Origin of the sequence: Streptomyces sp. NPDC052052 (genome assembly GCF_040680455.1) — a bacterium.
In the GTDB taxonomy this organism is placed as follows: domain Bacteria; phylum Actinomycetota; class Actinomycetes; order Streptomycetales; family Streptomycetaceae; genus Streptomyces.
In genome coordinates this window covers 199,640-216,826 of record NZ_JBFAWU010000001.1, presented here as the reverse complement: position 1 = coordinate 216,826, position 17,187 = coordinate 199,640, and the positions used below count along the sequence as shown (strand labels likewise).

15 protein-coding genes are annotated in these 17,187 nt (G+C 71.0%); 6 read left to right on the top strand and 9 right to left on the bottom strand.

What is annotated here, in order from left to right:
• Window positions 1-5: 5 nt before the first annotated feature.
• Genes AB0L71_RS00940 through hisD form a run of 4 tightly spaced genes read right to left on the bottom strand, consistent with a single transcriptional unit; the run spans window position 6 to window position 3,218 of the window.
• Window positions 6-173, bottom strand: a complete 168-nt coding sequence (locus AB0L71_RS00940; RefSeq protein WP_365236419.1) for a hypothetical protein — start codon at window positions 171-173, stop codon at window positions 6-8.
• Entirely contained in the window at window positions 170-772 is a 603-nt protein-coding gene (gene hisB / locus AB0L71_RS00935) for an imidazoleglycerol-phosphate dehydratase HisB (RefSeq protein ID WP_365236417.1), read from the bottom strand. Before hisB ends, AB0L71_RS00940 begins: the two co-directional genes overlap by 4 nt.
• Window positions 769-1,899, bottom strand: a complete 1,131-nt coding sequence (locus AB0L71_RS00930; protein WP_365236415.1) for a histidinol-phosphate transaminase — start codon at window positions 1,897-1,899, stop codon at window positions 769-771. Before AB0L71_RS00930 ends, hisB begins: the two co-directional genes overlap by 4 nt.
• On the bottom strand, window positions 1,896-3,218 hold the full coding sequence (gene hisD, locus AB0L71_RS00925; protein WP_365236413.1) for a histidinol dehydrogenase: 1,323 nt from the start codon (window positions 3,216-3,218) through the stop codon (window positions 1,896-1,898). The genes AB0L71_RS00930 and hisD overlap by 4 nt, the downstream gene beginning before the upstream one ends.
• Before the next feature lie 138 nt (window positions 3,219-3,356).
• Between hisD and AB0L71_RS00920 the strand changes: the two genes are divergently transcribed.
• From AB0L71_RS00920 to ybaK, 4 genes are all read left to right on the top strand, one after another.
• A complete protein-coding gene (locus AB0L71_RS00920; RefSeq protein WP_365236411.1) occupies window positions 3,357-4,958 on the top strand; it encodes an oxidoreductase in 1,602 nt (533 codons plus the stop codon).
• A gap of 246 nt (window positions 4,959-5,204) precedes the next feature.
• The gene (locus AB0L71_RS00915) at window positions 5,205-6,200 is read left to right on the top strand and encodes a hypothetical protein (protein ID WP_365236409.1); all 996 of its coding nucleotides are present in this window, start codon (window positions 5,205-5,207) and stop codon (window positions 6,198-6,200) included.
• 47 nt (window positions 6,201-6,247) lie between these two features.
• Window positions 6,248-6,991 (top strand): LON peptidase substrate-binding domain-containing protein, encoded by a 744-nt coding sequence (locus tag AB0L71_RS00910; RefSeq protein WP_365236407.1) that lies wholly within the window; start codon window positions 6,248-6,250, stop codon window positions 6,989-6,991.
• A 23-nt stretch (window positions 6,992-7,014) separates the two neighbouring features.
• Window positions 7,015-7,518 (top strand): Cys-tRNA(Pro) deacylase, encoded by a 504-nt coding sequence (gene ybaK, locus AB0L71_RS00905; protein ID WP_365236405.1) that lies wholly within the window; start codon window positions 7,015-7,017, stop codon window positions 7,516-7,518.
• 13 nt (window positions 7,519-7,531) lie between these two features.
• Here the strand turns inward: ybaK and AB0L71_RS00900 are convergent, their stop codons facing one another.
• The 4 genes from AB0L71_RS00900 to AB0L71_RS00885 form a co-directional block, all read right to left on the bottom strand.
• Window positions 7,532-8,272, bottom strand: coding sequence for an ABC transporter permease (locus AB0L71_RS00900; protein WP_365236403.1), 741 nt, complete (start codon window positions 8,270-8,272; stop codon window positions 7,532-7,534).
• Between the two features lie 34 nt (window positions 8,273-8,306).
• Window positions 8,307-9,116 carry an ABC transporter permease gene (locus AB0L71_RS00895; RefSeq protein WP_365236768.1) on the bottom strand — a complete coding sequence of 270 codons (810 nt, stop codon included), beginning with the start codon at window positions 9,114-9,116 and terminating at the stop codon, window positions 8,307-8,309.
• Window positions 9,117-9,201: 85 nt separating this feature from the next.
• On the bottom strand, window positions 9,202-10,176 hold the full coding sequence (locus AB0L71_RS00890) for an ABC transporter ATP-binding protein (RefSeq protein WP_365236766.1): 975 nt from the start codon (window positions 10,174-10,176) through the stop codon (window positions 9,202-9,204).
• A 154-nt stretch (window positions 10,177-10,330) separates the two neighbouring features.
• Window positions 10,331-11,599 carry an NYN domain-containing protein gene (locus AB0L71_RS00885; protein ID WP_365236401.1) on the bottom strand — a complete coding sequence of 423 codons (1,269 nt, stop codon included), beginning with the start codon at window positions 11,597-11,599 and terminating at the stop codon, window positions 10,331-10,333.
• 224 nt (window positions 11,600-11,823) lie between these two features.
• On the opposite strand from AB0L71_RS00885, the gene AB0L71_RS00880 reads away from it, so the two are divergent.
• Window positions 11,824-12,003, top strand: coding sequence for a hypothetical protein (locus AB0L71_RS00880; RefSeq protein WP_365236399.1), 180 nt, complete (start codon window positions 11,824-11,826; stop codon window positions 12,001-12,003).
• Between the two features lie 109 nt (window positions 12,004-12,112).
• Here AB0L71_RS00880 and dnaE read toward each other — a convergent pair whose 3' ends face one another.
• Window positions 12,113-15,652, bottom strand: a complete 3,540-nt coding sequence (gene dnaE, locus AB0L71_RS00875) for a DNA polymerase III subunit alpha (RefSeq protein ID WP_365236397.1) — start codon at window positions 15,650-15,652, stop codon at window positions 12,113-12,115.
• Between the two features lie 201 nt (window positions 15,653-15,853).
• Between dnaE and AB0L71_RS00870 the strand changes: the two genes are divergently transcribed.
• Window positions 15,854-17,179: a DUF2252 domain-containing protein gene (locus AB0L71_RS00870; RefSeq protein WP_365236395.1), complete on the top strand. Its 1,326-nt coding sequence runs from the start codon at window positions 15,854-15,856 to the stop codon at window positions 17,177-17,179.
• Window positions 17,180-17,187: the final 8 nt, after the last annotated feature.

The following is a 17,187-nucleotide window of genomic DNA, read 5'->3' as shown; positions in this document are numbered from 1 at the left end:
GTACCTCAGTCCCAGAGTCCCTGGATCCGCATGACGCCTGCGACCAGGCACATCACGGATGCGAGCCCGAGCAGCACGATGAAGCTCCCGGACATCTTCTGCTTCCAGAAGGAGTACACGCCGCCGGCCAGGAAGAGACCGACGACTATCAGGATGGAGCTGAGACCGGTCACAGCGCGCCCTTCGTGGAAGGAAGAATTCCGGCAGCGCGCGGGTCGTGCTCGCTGGCGTAGCGCAGCGCGCGGGCGAGCGCCTTGAACTGGCACTCGACGATGTGGTGGGCGTTGCGCCCGTACGGCACGTGGACGTGCAGCGCGATCTGCGCCTGGGCGACGAAGGACTCCAGGATGTGCCGGGTCATCGTGGTGTCGTACTCGCCGATCATGGGCGCCATGTTCTCGGGCTCGGTGTGCACCAGGTACGGGCGGCCGGAGAGGTCGACGGTGACCTGGGCGAGCGACTCGTCCAGCGGGACGGTGCAGTTGCCGAAGCGGTAGATGCCGACCTTGTCGCCGAGGGCCTGCTTGAAGGCGGCGCCCAGGGCGAGGGCGGTGTCCTCGATGGTGTGGTGCGAGTCGATGTGCAGGTCGCCGTCGGTCTTGACGGTGAGGTCGAAGAGCCCGTGTCGGCCGAGCTGGTCGAGCATGTGGTCGTAGAAGCCGACCCCGGTCGACACATCGACCTTGCCGGAGCCGTCGAGGTTGATCTCGACGAGGACCGAGGTCTCCTTGGTGGTGCGTTCGACTCTTCCTACGCGGGCCGCGCGAGTCATGCGTCGTGCTCCTTCTTCAGTTCGCGTACCGCATCGAGGAACGCGTCGTTCTCTGCCGGGGTGCCCGCGGAGACCCGCAGCCATCCCGGTACCCCGTTGTCCCGGACCAGGACGCCCCGGTCGAGGATCCGCTGCCAGGCCGTGTGGCTGTCGGCGAAGCGGCCGAACTGGACGAAGTTGGCGTCCGATTCGGTGACGTCGTAGCCGAGGGCGCGCAGCTCCGTGACGATCCGGTCGCGCTCGCTCTTGAGCTGGGCGACGTATCCGAGCAGCGTATCGGTGTGCTCCAGAGCGGCGAGCGCGGTGGCCTGGGTGATGGAGGAGAGGTGGTACGGCAGGCGCACCAGCTGGACCGCGTCGACGACGGCCGGGTCGGCGGCGAGGTAGCCCAGGCGCAGTCCGGCCGCGCCGAACGCCTTCGACATGGTGCGCGAGAGCACCATGTTCGGCCGGCCCTCGATCAGCGGGAGCAGCGAGGGGTGGTGGCTGAACTCGCCGTACGCCTCGTCGACGACGACCATCGACGGCTTGGCCGCCTGGGCCGCGTCGTAGAGGGCGAGGACGGTCCCGGCGTCGACGGCGGTGCCGGTGGGGTTGTTGGGCGAGGTGATGAAGACGACATCGGGCCGCTGCTCGGCGATGGCCCTGCAGGCGGCCTCGACGTCGATGGTGAAGTCCTCGTTGCGCGGTCCGGAGATCCAGCCGGTGCCGGTGGAGCGGGCGATGAGGGAGTGCATGGAGTACGAGGGCTCGAAGCCGATCGCCGTGCGCCCCGGACCGCCGAAGGTCTGCATCAGCTGCTGGAGCACCTCGTTGGAGCCGTTGGCCGCCCAGACGTTGGCGAGGGTGACCTCGTGCCCGGCGGTGCGGCTGAGGTAGCGGGCCAGCTCCGTGCGGAGCTCGACGGCCTCCCGGTCGGGGTAGCGGTTGAGGTTGCGGGCGGCCTCGCGGACACGCTCGGCGATCCGGTCGACGAGCGCGTCGGGCAGCGGGTAGGGGTTCTCGTTGGTGTTCAGCCGCACGGGCACGTCGAGCTGCGGCGCCCCGTACGGGGTCTTGCCGCGCAGTTCGTCGCGGATCGGGAGATCGTCGATGCGTGTCGTCTGCGGGGTGGTGCTGTTCGTCACTGCTGCGGAACCTTCCAGCCGAACCTGGCCTTGAGCGCGGCGCCATGGGCGGGGAGGTCCTCCGCCTCGGCGAGGGTCACGACATGGTGGGTGACCTCGGCGAGCGCGTCGCGCGTGTAGTCGACGATGTGGATGCCGCGCAGGAAGGACTGCACGGACAGGCCCGAGGAGTGGCAGGCGCAGCCGCCGGTCGGCAGGACGTGGTTGGATCCCGCGCAGTAGTCGCCGAGGGAGACCGGGGACCACGGCCCCACGAAGACCGCCCCGGCGTTGCGGACCCGGTCGGCGACCGCGGCGGCGTCCGCGGTCTGGATCTCCAGGTGCTCGGCGGCGTACGCGTCGACGACCGCGAGGCCGTCCTCCAGGTCGTTGACCAGGACGATCGCGGACTGGCGGCCGGCCAGCGCGGGCCGGATCCGGTCGGTGACGTGCTTGGTGGCCGCGACCTGCGGCTTCAGCTCGGCCTCGGTGGCGGCGGCCAGTTCCTCGGAGTCGGTGACGAGGACCGCGGCGGCCATCGGGTCGTGCTCGGCCTGGCTGATCAGGTCGGCGGCGACGTGCACCGGGTCGGCGGTGGAGTCGGCGAGGATCGCGATCTCGGTGGGGCCCGCCTCGGCGTCGATGCCGATCCGGCCCTTGAGCAGGCGCTTGGCGGCGGCGACGTAGATGTTGCCGGGGCCGGTGACGAGGTTCACCGGACGGCATTCGTCCGTCCCGTAGGCGAACATCGCGATGGCCTGGGCGCCGCCCGCCGCGTACACCTCGTCGACGCCGAGCAGGGCGCAGGCGGCGAGGATGGTGGGGTGCGGCAGGCCGCCGAAGTCCTTCTGCGGCGGGGACGCGACGGCGACGCCCTCGACGCCCGCCTCCTGGGCCGGTACGACGTTCATGACGACCGACGACGGGTAGACGGAGCGCCCGCCCGGCACGTACAGCCCGACGCGCTCGACCGGCACCCACTTCTCGGTGACGGTTCCGCCGGGGACGACCTGGGTGGTGTGCGTGGTGCGGCGCTGCTCGCGGTGGACGAGGCGGGCGCGGCGGATCGACTCCTCCAGGGCGGCCCGTACGCCGGGGGCGAGCTGCTCCAGCGCCTCGGCGATCGCGGCGGCCGGGACACGGGTCGACTCGATCCGTACGCCGTCGAACTTCTCCCCCCATTCGATCACTGCCGCCGAGCCACGATGGCGTACGTCCTCGCAGATGGGCCGCACCGTCTCCAGGGCGGCTTCCACGTCGAACTCGGCACGGGGCAGCAGGTCGCGCAGGGCTCCGCCCTCGGGGAGGGTGTCGCCGCGCAGATCGATTCGAGAGATCACACCGCAATTCTCGCAGACCGTCCACCGCGGCCGTCGCCCGTATCACTGGCTGATACATCCCTCGGGGGTCTCTGCTGACCCATGGCGTTCGAGCCGTCACTCAGAGGGAAGAACAGCTCCGAGCGGAAAGGGGCAGCCGTGACCGAACCGCACGACAGCGATTTCCCGGACGGTCTCAGTGCGGCCGAGCTGGGCATGTGGCAGGCCTTCAGGAACGGCACCACCTATGACCTGCGGACCCGCGATCCGGAACGGGACGATCCGTTCGCGCCGCTCGTCTGGGGACCGGAACGCAGTGTGGACGGGCGCGCCGTGGCCCGGCTGCTGCTGTCCGGGCCGCAGCCGCGGCCCGGCCGGGTCGCCGCGCTGAAGCTCCGGGGCGTACGGATCACCGGGGTGCTCGATCTCGCGGGCGGGCGCGTCGCGCCGTACGTCGAGCTGACCGGCTGCCGGTTCGACGGCGAGGTGGTGCTGCCCGAGTGCCACTTCACCACGTTGCGGATGGTCGGCTGTGCGATGCCGCGGCTGGAGGCGGTCCGGCTGCACACGGAGGGCGACCTGCACCTGCCGCGCTGCCGTGTCGAGCACGGGATCCGGCTCAGCGACGCGCGGATCGGCACCGATCTGCTGATCAACCAGATCGAGATCGGCCCCGACCGGAACGGGCGCGCCCTGGCCGGCGACGGGCTCACGGTCGCCCAGGACCTCCAGGCCGAGATGGTCGAGGCGCGCGGCGAGCTGAGTCTGCGCGGGGCGAAGGTCGGCGGCTCGCTGAGTCTGCGCGGCAGCCGGCTGCGGGGCCGGGAGGGGCGGCGCGCGCTGAACGCCCCCCAGCTGACCGTGGAGCGGACGCTGTACATGAGCGAGGCCTGGGTGAGCATCGACACCGGGAACCAGGGCACCACTCCCCCGTACGGCATCGTCATGGCCGCGACCCCGGCGCGCGGCAACCGGTCGCAGGTCTTCGAGTGCCGCGGCGGGGTGCGGCTGGACGACGGGCGGTTCGGCGACGCGGTCGATCTGCACAGCGCGCGGTTCGTCATGGCCCGGCACGAGGAGCTGTCACTGCGCCGGATCGTCACCCCGGAACTGCGGTTCAACGCGGAGCGGCCGGAGGAGGGCCGGGTCGTGCTGAACGGCGCGCGGGTCGTCACGCTGATCGACGTGTCGAGCAGCTGGCCGGGGCCCGGCGGTCTGGCGATGGGCGGTTTCGTGTACGAGAACCTCGTCCCGTACGGCCACTTCCCGCTCTCCCGGCGTCTGGAGTGGGTGGCGGCGGCGACCCCGGAGTACGTACCGGAGCCGTACGAACGCCTCGCCACGGTGCTGCGCAACTGCGGGGAGGACGCGGACGCCCGCGAGGTACTGCTGGCCAAGCAGCGGCGGCGGCGCGAGACGCTGCCGCCGGCCGCGAAGCTCTGGGGTTTCCTCCAGGACTGGACGGTGGCGTACGGCTACCGGCCCGGGCGGGCCGCGGTGTGGATGGCGGTGCTGTGGGCGGCGGCCACGCTGGTCTTCGCCCGGCACGTCCCGGAGGCGATCAAAGGGGAAGAGCATCCGCAGTGGAATCCGGCGCTGTACGCCCTCGACCTGCTGGTACCGGTGATCAATCTCGGCCAGGACGGTTATTGGCGGATGGACGGCGGCCGGCAGTGGCTGGCGGCCGCCCTCATCCTGCTGGGTTGGATACTGGCCACGACGGTCGCGGCGGGCGCCTCGCGGCTGCTGCGCCGGGGCTGACCGCGGCCGGTCGGACGCCCGACCGGCCTGATCCCTTGCACGAGGCAGCCGGCACGGTTGCCGAAGCCGTCGTCGAACGGCCGGGCGAGCGACGGTCGCATGGTCGGGCTCCGAGGGCCGAAGCCATGAGAATCAGCCAGATTCCCCGCGTTCCTTTACCGTCTGTTGACTCTGGCCGGTACAACCCTTCCGCCCGCACCAAAGCTTCACAGTGTCCCCCTGGCACCGTCCCGACCAGCGCTTTTAATGGTCTGCACCATGTCATTCCTTCGTGCTCTGCTCCGTACCGCGCGCACGGTCCGGCGCTCCCCGCAGGGGGCCGCCGGACTGCCCGCGGACGACACGGTGCTGCTCGATGCCCCCGACGAGCGGCTCTCCCCGGCGCTCGTCGCCGCCGCCCTCGGGGAGTACGAACCGGCCGCGAAACTCCTCGCCACCACCCGGGACGGTGCCGAGTGGGAGAACCGGGACCGCTACCTCGGCCGGCTCGTCACGTTCGCCCGCAGCCGCGACGGCTGGCTGACCGACTGGCTCGCCGCCGCGCCGCACGACCCGGACGCGCTGCTCGTCAAGGCCGAGCTGGCCGTGCGCCGGGCCTGGGAGTCGCCCGCCCGCGCCGAGCAGCTGCGCGAGGTGGCGCCGCTGATCACCGCAGCCGCCGAGGGCGATCCCCTCGACCCGGTGCCCTGGCGGCTCGCCCTCGACCATGCGCGCGGCACCCATGCGACGCACACCCTGTTCGAGGAGCTGTGGGAGCAGGCGATCCGGCGCTCCTCGCACCACTACGGCTGCCATGTCGCGGCACTGCGGTACCTCTCCGCCGCCTGGTACGGCTCGCACCGCGAGTGCTTCGACTTCGCCGAGCGGGCCGCCGAGGACTCGCTGCCCGGCTCGCTGGTGCAGGCGTTGCCGCTGCGGGCCGCCTATGCGCTGCTGGCCGAGGGACCGGACGCCCGGACCACCTCGGTGCACGAGGAACGGATCGACGCCGCGGCGGACCTGGCGATCGTCCTGTCCGCGTCGTTCGGCCCCGGCGACCCCTGGCCCGCCGAGGTCCGCAACCTCCTTGCGTTCGTGCTGATGGCCCGGGGCCGCTGGGCCGAGGCACTGGAACAGTTCCGGCGGATCGGCCCCCGTGCGACGTCGTTCCCGTGGTCCTCGGTCTCCGGCGATCCGCTCGCCCGGTTCCTCGATGCGCGTGAGGCCGCCCGGCTCCGGACGGCCTGGGCGAGGACCTTGTAGGACGGGGCAGGCCGGGGCCGCGGCCGCGGCCATTACGCTTGAGCGTTGTGACCACCGCTCGCCTGCCCCTGTTCCCGCTGAACGCGGTGCTGTTCCCCGGCCTCGTGCTGCCGCTGAACGTCTTCGAGGAGCGTTATCGCGCCATGATGCGCGCGTTGCTGAAGACCGACGCCGACGAACCCCGTCGCTTCGCCGTGGTCGCGATCCGGGACGGCCGCGAGGTCGCCCCGACGGCCCCCGGCATGCCGGAGGCGACGCGTACGCCCGCCGACCGCGGGCCCGCGGACGGTTTCGGACCCGACCCGATCCAGTCCTTCCACCGGGTCGGCTGCGTCGCCGACGCGGCCAAGATCCGGGAACGGCCGGACGGCAGCTTCGAGGTCCTGGTGACCGGCACCACCCGGGTCAAGCTGCTCTCCGTCGATGCCGGCGGCCCCTTTCTGACGGCCGAACTCGAAGAGCTGGAGGAGGAACCGGGTGACGAGGCCGGCACACTCGCCCAGGGCGTCCTGCGCGCCTTCCGCGACTACCAGAAACAGCTCGCCGGAGCGAGCGAGCGCTCCCTGACGACGGGCGCGGAGCTGCCCGACGAGCCGTCCGTCGTCTCCTACCTGGTCGCGGCGGCGGCCGTGCTGGACATCCCGTGCAAGCAGAGGCTGCTCCAGGCCCCCGACACCGCGACCCGGCTGCGCGAGGAACTGACCCTGCTGCGCTCCGAGACCGCCGTCATCCGGAATCTGCCGTCCCTGCCCGCGGTGGACCTGACGCGCGCCCCGACCCACCCCAACTGACCGACGACCGACCCGAGGCCCCCGTGGCGAAGAAGCCCAAGAAACAGCAACAGTCCGGCGGTACCCCGGCCACGGTCGCGCTGACCGCGGCCGGGACGGCGTTCACCGTCCACGCGTACGACCACGACCCGGCGGCGGCCTCCTACGGCGAGGAGGCGGCCGAGGCGCTGGGCGTCTCCCCCGACCGGGTCTTCAAGACCCTGGTCGCGGACGTCGACGGCACCCTCACCGTCGCGGTCGTCCCGGTGGCCGGCTCCCTGGACCTCAAGGCCCTGGCCGCCGCGGTGGGCGGCAAACGAGCCGCGATGGCCGACCCGGCCGCCGCCGAACGCACCACCGGCTACGTACGGGGCGGCATCTCCCCGCTCGGGCAGCGAAAGCGACTGCGCACGGTGCTGGACGCGTCGGCGCGGTCCCACGGGACGATCTGCGTCTCGGCGGGCCGCCGCGGTCTGGAGGTCGAACTCTCCCCCGCGGATCTGGCGTCCCTGACAGGGGCGGTGTTCGCGGAGATCGGCCGGGGATGACGCGCGGCCCGGGCTAGTGACCGGCGTCAGGACCTGCAGGCGGGGCCGGCGGCACAGCCGGTCCCGCTCCCGCTCCCGGCACCGGTCCCTCCGCGCCCCATCCCGGAGGGGTTCCCCACTGCGGCTCCGGATCCCGGGGCCCGAACAGGGCCGTCAGGCCGAGATGGACCGCCATCGCCGCGAGCGGCCAGGCCAGCAGCGCCCCCTTCGCCCGCAGCTGGAGCGGCGCGTCGAAGACCACACCCTTGCCGACCGCTCGCGCGTGCGCGACCACGTCCTGGTCGGGCCCGAGCCACACCCCCAGCCGCCAGGCCAGTACGGAACCGAGCAGCCCGCCCAGCGCGAGCCCCACCACCAGGGCGATTCCGCCCCGCCGGTGGAGCAGGAAGACCAGCGCCGCGCTGACAGCACCGAAGGCCAGGCCCAGCAGCGCGAACGTACCGTCGGCGCCGATCGCCTCCTCGCCCTCGCTGTCGTGGAGGTAGACGGCCGTGCTGTCGGAGACCAGCGGAACCCGCGGAGCCAGCCACAGCCAGAGAAGTCCGAGTCCGATGCCCACCACGGTCACGGCAAGGGCGACGACAGCGGCCCGCCGCAGATCCGCCCGGCGGTCCGGCTCCTCCTGCGACACCGGCAGGCCGCCGTCGTGGGAGCCTCCGGAGCCCGCGGGTCCTCCCGGTCCACCCCATCGCGGCGGGGTCTGCCAGGGGCCGTGGGACGAGGGCTGGTGAGGCGGCGTCAGAGGTGCGGTCACCGTGCCATCGTGCCAGGCGTGCCCGGCGCGTGCCTCACCGGACCGCTGCCCTGCGGTACGCCCAGGCGGCAGCGGACAGCGAGAGGACTCCGACGACGGCACAGACCGCGAGATCCAGCACGACGATCTTCCAGTCGGGATGGGCGTCGAAGGACCGGGAGAGCGCCTCGACACCGTAGGTCGACGGCAGCAGATCGCGGGCCCAGTCGATCGGTGCGGGCAGCCGCTCGGACGGCAGGACGCCGAGCAGCAGCGCCGCCGACATGCCCAGCTGCCCGAGCAGCGCGGCCAGCTCCTGCCGGGGCGCGAGCAGCCCCAGCGCGGCGCCGAGCCCGGAGAGCGCCGCCCCGGAGAGCGGGATGACGGCGACGAGCACCCACAGATGGGCCAGCGGCAGCCCGAACAGCACGCTGCCCACCACGGCCGTGACGATCGTGCCGGGCACGGTGAAGGAGGCGTACGCCCCGGCCGTACCGAGCACCACCGCGGCGGGCGGCACCGGCAGGGTGGCGTAGTGGTCGAGTCCACCGCCCGCCCGCAGCTGTCCGAAGTACTGGGCGAGCAGGTTGAGCGCGACGAAGGCCACGACCAGGACGCTGGATCCGGAGACGACGGCACGCGCCTCCACACCGCCGTCGACGACCCCGCGCATCAGCACCATGATCCCGATGGACTGGAAGGTCGCGACGAAGAGCAACGGGATACGGGCGACCCTGGCCCGGGACAGCTGGGCCCGGTACACGGCCGCCAGCGAGGGGAACAGCCGGGCCCGTGGCGCGAGCGGCACGGCGGTCTCCTTCCGGTCGCCGCCCCTGCCGTCGACGGCCGGGGCGGGTACGGTCACCGCCTGCGCGGGAACGATGCTCGTCACCTGGCGCTGCTCCTGTTCACTCCGTGCCCGGCCACGCCCGCGCACCCGCTCGCCCCGGTCATGACCTCACCAGGCCCTTGGTCGCGCCGCCGCCGAGCGCGAGGTACACGTCCTCCAGGCTCGGCGTCGCCAGCGTGAAGTCGTCGAGTGCCGCGAAGGCCGCGCCGCCGGTCACGGCGGCGACCGCCGCCCGCGCCTCGTCGGGGCCGAGCCGCAGCACCCAGCGCCGCCCGGACTCCTGGGCCGATCCGCGCAGCGCGGCCACCTCGGGCACGTCCAGGGGCGCCCGTTCGCGCCACACCAGCTCGACCCGGACCTCGCCCGCGACCTGTTCCTTGAGCCCGGACGGGGAGTCGCAGGCGATGACCTTGCCGCGTTCGATCACGGCGACCCGGTCGAGGACCGTCTCGGCCTCGATGACGTTGTGGGTGACGAGCAGCACGGTCGTGCCGTTCTCGGCCCTGCGCCGGTCCACGGCGGCCCAGACGGCGCGTCGTGCGACCGGGTCCATGCCCGTCGTCGGCTCGTCCAGCAGCAGCACCGGCCGCTCGCCGACCAGCGCGGCCGCGAAGCAGGCGAGCCTCCGCTGTCCGCCGGAGAGCTTCTTCAGCGGGCGCCCGGCGATCTCCGTGAGGCCGAGTTCGTCGAGCACGGCGTCGCGCTCGGCACGGGCGGCCCGTACCGTGAGGCCGCGCAGCCGTCCGGTGGTCTCGGCGGCGAGCGAGACGGTCAGCTCGTCGAGGGCGGTGGACTCCTGGCCGAGGTACCCGATCAGCCGGGAGGCGTGCTCGGGATGGCGTACGAGATCGTGGCCGAGCACCGTGACACTGCCGGAGTCGGGCCGCAGCAGGCCGGTGAGCTGTCGCACCAGGGTGGACTTTCCGGCGCCGTTGGGGCCGAGGAGTCCGAAGATCTCGCCGCGCCGCACCTCCAGGCTGATCCCGTCGGTGGCGCGCACCTCGGGGGTGCCGGGTGCACCACGACGACCGCGGGAGGCGGGATAGGTCTTGACCAGATCACGCACCACGCACACGGTTCCGGTCGACGTCTGCGCCTGTGCTGTGCCCGTACTCACGAGGTACGAGAGTACGGGGTCGGATGCTCCCGATCGCGCCCGGGGCCATGACGGCCGGGCGGCGGCCCCGCCGTCGCCCGGCCGGGCGGGCGCGCCCGGAGCCGTCCTGCCGTCAGTCGCCGGACCCGCTCGTCCGCTCCGCCGGGGTGTGTTCCGCGGCGGCCCGGACATCGATCTCCCGCCAGAACCCCGCCCGGATCGCATAACGGTCGTGTTCGTCGATCTGGTCGTCCTTGTGGGCGAGCAGGCCGAACCGTGCCGCGTACCGCAGCAGCTCGCCGTCGATGCGGTGCGGGATGCGCGGGTACATGGTCGACAGCTTCTGCAGATGGGTGGTCTCCGGCAGCCGCTCCATCCAGCGTCGGGCGAAGACCTGGCCCACCTCGAACGGGTCGCCGCCGACGGTGGTGATGTCCTCCTCCCGGTCCGCCCAGCGCTGCTCCGCACTGGTGAGCTGGGCCAGCGTCGGCAGGGAGGCGGTTTCGGCCGGCTCGCCCAGCGGGCCGCTGCGGTCCATCCAGCCCTTGTCGGAGGACCAGCGCAGGGTGGCGCCGGCGGGCGGGGCCGGAGCGGGCTGGGGGCCGGGACCGCGCAGGGTGCCCGCCAGGTCCTTGGGGGTGGGGACACCCCTGGTGCCGCCGGACCGGTCGGCGGCGGGGCTCTCCTCGGGCGGCGGGACCGTTCCGTCGGTGGCGGCCGCCTCCTCCCGGGCCTCCGCCGCCCGCTCGGCGGAGGCGGCGAGGGCCGCCTCGGGGAGCGGCGCGGAGAGGATCGCGGCGATCTCCGGGCGGGGTGCGGGCGGCGGGGCGCAGACGCCACCCGTCTCCTTGGCCTGGACGGCCCGGGTGATCCAGGCCCGGTCGAGCACCCTGCGCTCGTCGGCCTCGGCGACCAGGTCCTCGGACTGGTTGTAGTCGCCGTCGGCGGCCTGGACGGCCCACAGGTGGACGGCGACGCCGTGCTCCTTGGCGGACATCAGTCCGGGCAGCAGATCGCCGTCACCGGTCACCAGCACCACGTCGGAACAGGCCCGGTTCCTGGCCAGCTCGGTGAGCTCGGCGTGCATGGCCGCGTCGACGCCCTTCTGCGCCCAGCGCCCGTCGCTGCGGGTGAGCGCACCGAGCCGCACGGTCACCCGGGGCATCACGCGCAGCCTGCGGTGCTCGGGCTGCGGTACGCGGTCGGGGGCGCCGTCGAACCAGTAGATGCGCAGCAGCGGCTGCTGCGTGTCGGCCTGCGCCAGTTCGCGCAGGCCCCGGATGAGGGCCGCGTGGTCGACGGTGATGCGGGAACGGGCGGGTTCCCCGGCCAGCAGGCTCGCCGCCGCACCCAGCAGGTAACCGGCGTCCACCAGGACGACGCAACGGTCCACGCGTTCCACCCTCTTCCAGAAGTTCGGGTGTGGTCTTCACCAAGGGTTGCACCGAGTCTGCCCGAAGCCGCCGAGGTTGACGGCCGGAACCCGATCACCGGCGTGGCGGATCAGGAAAACGGCGCATAGTACCAGCATCACTACGCACGGTTATGTTCCGACATGCGCAGTTTTTCCTATTATGTGAGTCTGAACGCGGTCCTGGCCCCGAGAGTCCCCACAGGAGGAACACCATGGCCAAGAACAAGAACCGCAAGCAGGGCAGCCAGCAGAACCGCTCCACCGGCCAGCAGCGCGGCACCGACGAGACCAAGTCGACCGGGTACGAGTCGCAGATACAGCCTCAGTCGCAGGCCCAGGGCAGCCCTGCCGATGTTGCCCGTAAGCATCAGCGGCGCTTCGGCCACAACTGACCGGCCGGATCTCCCGCCCGGCCGCAGGCCCGGTGACCGAGAGGGGCGCTCCCGCTTGGCGGGGGCGCCCCTCTCGTACGGCGGATCTCCGGATGCCACCGGCCTCGGCTCAGCCGGCCAGGCAGGACGGCCCGAGCAGCACCTTCAGGTCACCGAAGAGCGCCGGGTCGGGCTTCACCCGGTGCCGGTCGAGCCGGAGCACCGTGGTCTTGCGGGGGCCCTGGAGCCTGATCCGTACCTCGGTGTCGCCCCGGTGGTTGCTGAGGACCTCGCCGAGGCGGCTGACCATCGGCGGTGTGACCTTGACGGTGGGGATGGTCAGGACCACGGGGGCATGGGTGCCGGCCGACGAGACGTCGGGGACCTGCATCTCCATGGCGACGAGCCGGGGCACGTCCTCCCGCTTGTCGAGGCGCCCCTTGACGAAGACGACGGTGTCCTCGACGAGCTGGGTGGAGACCAACTGGTAGGTGGCGGGGAAGAACATGCACTCGATGGAACCGGCCAGGTCCTCGACGGTGGCGATGGCCCAGGCGTTGCCCTGCTTGGTCATCTTGCGCTGGAGGCCGGAGATGATGCCGCCGACGGTGACGATGGCGCCGTCGCCGTGTTCGCCGCCCGTGAGCTGGGAGATCGACGCGTCGGCCTTGTCGGACAGCACGTGCTCCAGGCCGAAGAGCGGGTGGTCGGAGACGTACAGGCCGAGCATCTCGCGCTCCTGCGCGAGCAGGTAGGACTTCTCCCACTCGATGTCGGAGAACTCCACGTCGAGCCCGAAGCTGGGCTCGTTGCTGTCCTCCTCGCCCATGCCGCCGAAGAGGTCGAACTGCCCCTCGGCCTCCTTGCGCTTGACCTGCACCACGTTGTCGATCATCGGCTCGTGGTGGGCGACCAGGCCCTTGCGGGTGTGGCCCATCTCGTCGAAGGCGCCGGCCTTGATCAGTGATTCGACGGTGCGCTTGTTGCAGACGACCGCCTCGACCTTGTCCAGGAAGTCGGGGAAGCTGCTGTACTTCCCCTTCGCCTTGCGGCACCGGATGATCGAGTCGACGACGTTCTGACCGACGTTGCGGACGGCCGTGAGACCGAAGAGGATCACGTCGTCGCCCTGTGCGGCGAAGTTCGACAGCGATTCGTTGACGTTGGGCGGCAGCACCTTGATGCCCATGCGCCGGCACTCGTTGAGATAGACCGCCGACTTGTCCTTGTCGTCCTTGACGGAGGTCAGCAGGGCGGCCATGTACTCGGCGGGGTAGTTGGCCTTGAGGTACGCGGTCCAGTAGGTGACCAGCCCGTACGCGGACGAGTGCGCCTTGTTGAACGCGTATCCGGCGAACGGGACCAGCACGTCCCACAGGGCCTGGATCGCGGCGTCGGAATAGCCGTTCTTCTTGGCGCCCGCCTGGAAGAGGACGAAGTTCTTGGCCAGCTCGTCGGCCTTCTTCTTACCCATCACACGGCGCAGGATGTCGGCCTCGCCGAGCGAGTACCCGGCGACGATCTGGGCGGCCTTCTGCACCTGCTCCTGGTAGACGATGAGGCCGTAGGTCAGGCCGAGCGTCTCCTTGAGCGGCTCCTCCAGCTCCGGGTGGATCGGGGTGATCTCCTGGCGGCCGTTCTTGCGCTCGGCGTAGTTCGTGTGCGAGTTCATGCCCATCGGGCCCGGCCGGTACAGGGCCGAGACGGCGGAGATGTCCTCGAAGTTGTCGGGCTGCATCTGGCGCAGCAGGGAGCGCATCGGGCCGCCGTCGAACTGGAACACGCCGAGCGTGTCACCGCGGCAGAGCATGTCGTACGTCTTGGGGTCGTCCAGTGGGAGACCGAGCAGGTCCAGCTCGACGCCCTTGTTGCTGCGCACCATCTTGACGGCGTCGTCCATGATGGTGAGGTTGCGCAGGCCGAGGAAGTCCATCTTCAGCAGGCCGAGCGACTCGCACTGCGGGTAGTCCCACTGCGTGATGGTGACGCCGTCGGTGTGCCGCACCCAGACCGGGGCGTGGTCGACGATCGGCTCGCTGGACATGATCACGCCTGCGGCGTGCACGCCCATCTGCCGGACCAGGCCCTCGACGCCCTTCGCGGTGTCGATGACCTTCTTCACGTCCGGCTCGTTCTCGTACATCCCCCGGATCTCGCCCGCCTCGCTGTAGCGCGGGTGCTTCGGGTCGGTGATGCCGTTGAGGTCGATGCCCTTGCCGAGGACGTCGGCGGGCATCGCCTTGGTGAGCCGGTCGCCCATCGCGTACGGGTAGCCGAGGACGCGGGCGGAGTCCTTGATGGCGTTCTTCGCCTTGATCTTGCCGTACGTGCCGATCATGGCGACCTTGTCGGCGCCGTACTTCTCCGTCACGTACCTGATCACTTCGACGCGCCTGCGCTCGTCGAAGTCGATGTCGACATCGGGCATGGAGATGCGCTCCGGGTTGAGGAAGCGCTCGAAGATCAGCCCGTGCTGGATCGGGTCGAGGTCGGTGATGCCCATCGCGTACGCCACGATCGAGCCGGCCGCGGAGCCTCGGCCGGGTCCGACCGCGATGCCGTTGTTCTTGGCCCACATGATGAAGTCGGCGACCACCAGGAAGTACCCCGGGAACCCCATCTGGATGATGATGTCCATCTCGTACTCGGCCTGCTTCTGCCGGTCCTCGGGGACACCGCCGGGGTAGCGGCGGTTCATCCCGGTCCGGACCTCCTCCTGGAACCAGGTGATCTCCGTGTAGCCGTCCGGGATCTCGAACTTCGGCATCAGGTCGCGCTTCTCGAACATCCCGGTGGTGTCGATCTGCTCGGCGACCAGCAGCGTGTTGGCGCACCCCTCCTGCCAGGCGTCGGAGGAGTCGACGGCGTACATCTCGTCGGTCGTCTTGAGGTAGTAGCCGGTGCCGTCGAAGCGGAAGCGGTCCGGGTCGGAGAGGTTCTTGCCGGTCTGGATGCACAGCAGCGCGTCGTGCGCCGTGGCCTCGTGCGCGTAGGTGTAGTGCGAGTCGTTGGTCACCAGCGGCGGGATGTTCAGCTTCTTGCCGATTTCGAGGAGCCCGTCACGGACCCGGCGCTCGATCTCGATACCGTGGTCCATCAGCTCCAGGAAGTACCTGCCCTGGCCGAAGATGTCCTTGTAGTCGGAGGCCGCCTGGACCGCCTCGTCGAACTGGCCGAGCCGCAGCCGGGTCTGCACCTCGCCCGAGGGGCAGCCGGTGGAGGCGATCAGCCCCTCGGACCACTGGGCGATGGTCTCCTTGTCCATGCGCGGCCACTTCTGCAGCCAGCCCTCGGCGTAGGCGTCGGAGGACAGCTTGAAGAGGTTGTGCAGCCCCGTCGAGTTCGCCGCCCAGATCGTCTTGTGGGTGTAACCGCCCGAACCCGAGACGTCGTCGCGCTTCTGGTGCGGCTGGCCCCACTGGATCTTCCGCTTGTGCTTGCGCGACTCCGGGGCGACGTACGCCTCGATGCCGATGATCGGCGTCACATTCGCCTTCTTCGCCTGGTGGAAGAAGTCGTAGGCCCCGTGCAGGTTGCCGTGGTCCGTCATCGCGATATGGGTCATGCCCATCTCGTTGCAGGCGTTGAACATGTCCTTGAGCCGCGCGGCACCGTCCAGCAGCGAGTACTGGGTGTGGACGTGGAGGTGCGTAAAGGGCGGCTTGGTCACGGCGTCGGGCCTCCGGGGAACAGGCAATGACGGGCTGGGGGGACAGCGTGGAAGTCTACGTCCTGGAGGTGACGACCGAGGGGCACTCCGGGGTGCGGTCGCGCGTTGAAGACCCTGAGAAGTCCGTCCCGTGTGTCCTGCGGGCCCAGGTGCCAGGAGGCAACTGGGCCGCGTGGGCCAGGTATCAGGAGGCACCCAGAGATGTCGGAAGACCGGACCGGCGCGGCGCAGCGCGGGGAGCAGATCCTGGAGGTCTTCGACACCGCGTTCGGGGAGTTGCTGGCCGCCGATCCGGCTGCCTTCCGGGTCAAGTTCCGCAAGATGGCGGGATCGGCGTTCGCCTTCTACCGGGGCACGGCGTGTCTGTTCTACAACGACCTGGGGCGTGAGCGGCTCGGCGGCCCGTACCTGGACGAGCGGACCGGCCGGGTGTGGATCCACGGCGATCTTCACGCCGAGAACTTCGGCACGTACATGGACGCCAACGGCCGGCTGGTCTTCAACGTGAACGACTTCGACGAGGCGTATGTCGGCCCGTTCACCTGGGACCTCAAGCGGTTCGCCGCCTCCGTCGCCCTGCTCGGGTACGCGAAGGCACTGGGTGACGACCAGATCACCGAGCTGGTCCGGATCTACGCGGCGGCCTACCGCGAGCGCATCCACGCCCTGGCGACGGGCGCCAAGAACGACGAGGTGCCCCCCTTCACGCTGGACACGGCGACGGGTCCGCTGCTGGACACCCTGCGTGACGCCCGGTCGCTGACCCGGTTCTCGTTGCTGGACTCGATGACGGAGATCCGGGACTTCGAACGCCGGTTCGCATCGGGTGGCGGCTCGATCGATCTCGACGCGGCAGCCCGCTACAAGGTGCTGGCCGCCTTCGACGGCTACCTGGAGACGCTGCCGGAGTCGAGCCTGACCCGCCCCGACTCGTACCGGGTGAAGGATGTCGTGGGGCGTCGGGGCATCGGGATCGGTTCGGCCGGGCTGCCCTCGTACAACATCCTCCTGGAGGGCAACAGCGACGCCCTGGAGAACGATGTCGTGATCTACCTCAAGCAGGCGCAGACCCCGGCGGTCTCCCGGCACATCACGGACACCGCCGTACGCGAGTACTTCCAGCACGAGGGTCACCGCACCGTCATCTCGCAGCGCGCCCTGCAGGCGCACGCCGACCCGTGGCTCGGCTGGACCGAACTCGACGGCGCGGGCCATCTGGTCGCCGAGGTGTCCCCGTACGCGGTCGACCTGGACTGGTCCGACATCGACGAGCCGGAGGAGATCGCCGCGGTCGTCGCCGACCTCGGCCGGGCGACGGCGACGATGCACTCCGCGGCGGACGACGAGAGCGGCCACTCGCTGGTGCCGTTCTCCACGGAGCGGGCGATCGACGCGGCGATCGCGGCGGACGAGGAGGGCTTCGCCGACCTGCTGGTGGACTTCGCCCACCACTACGGCGCCCGGGCCCGCGCCGACCACCAGATCTTCGTGGACCTGTTCCGCAACGGGCGCATCCCGGGGCTGTAGGGCTCCGC

What these genes read in the sequence shown, in the direction of transcription:
- AB0L71_RS00880 (WP_365236399.1), top strand. Translation starts at nt 11,824, where the DNA reads ATGGCCAAGAACAAGAACCGCAAGCAGGGCAGCCAGCAGAACCGCTCC.
- hisB (WP_365236417.1), bottom strand. Translation starts at nt 772, where the DNA reads ATGACTCGCGCGGCCCGCGTAGGAAGAGTCGAACGCACCACCAAGGAG.
- AB0L71_RS00870 (WP_365236395.1), top strand. Translation starts at nt 15,854, where the DNA reads ATGTCGGAAGACCGGACCGGCGCGGCGCAGCGCGGGGAGCAGATCCTG.
- AB0L71_RS00915 (WP_365236409.1), top strand. Translation starts at nt 5,205, where the DNA reads ATGGTCTGCACCATGTCATTCCTTCGTGCTCTGCTCCGTACCGCGCGC.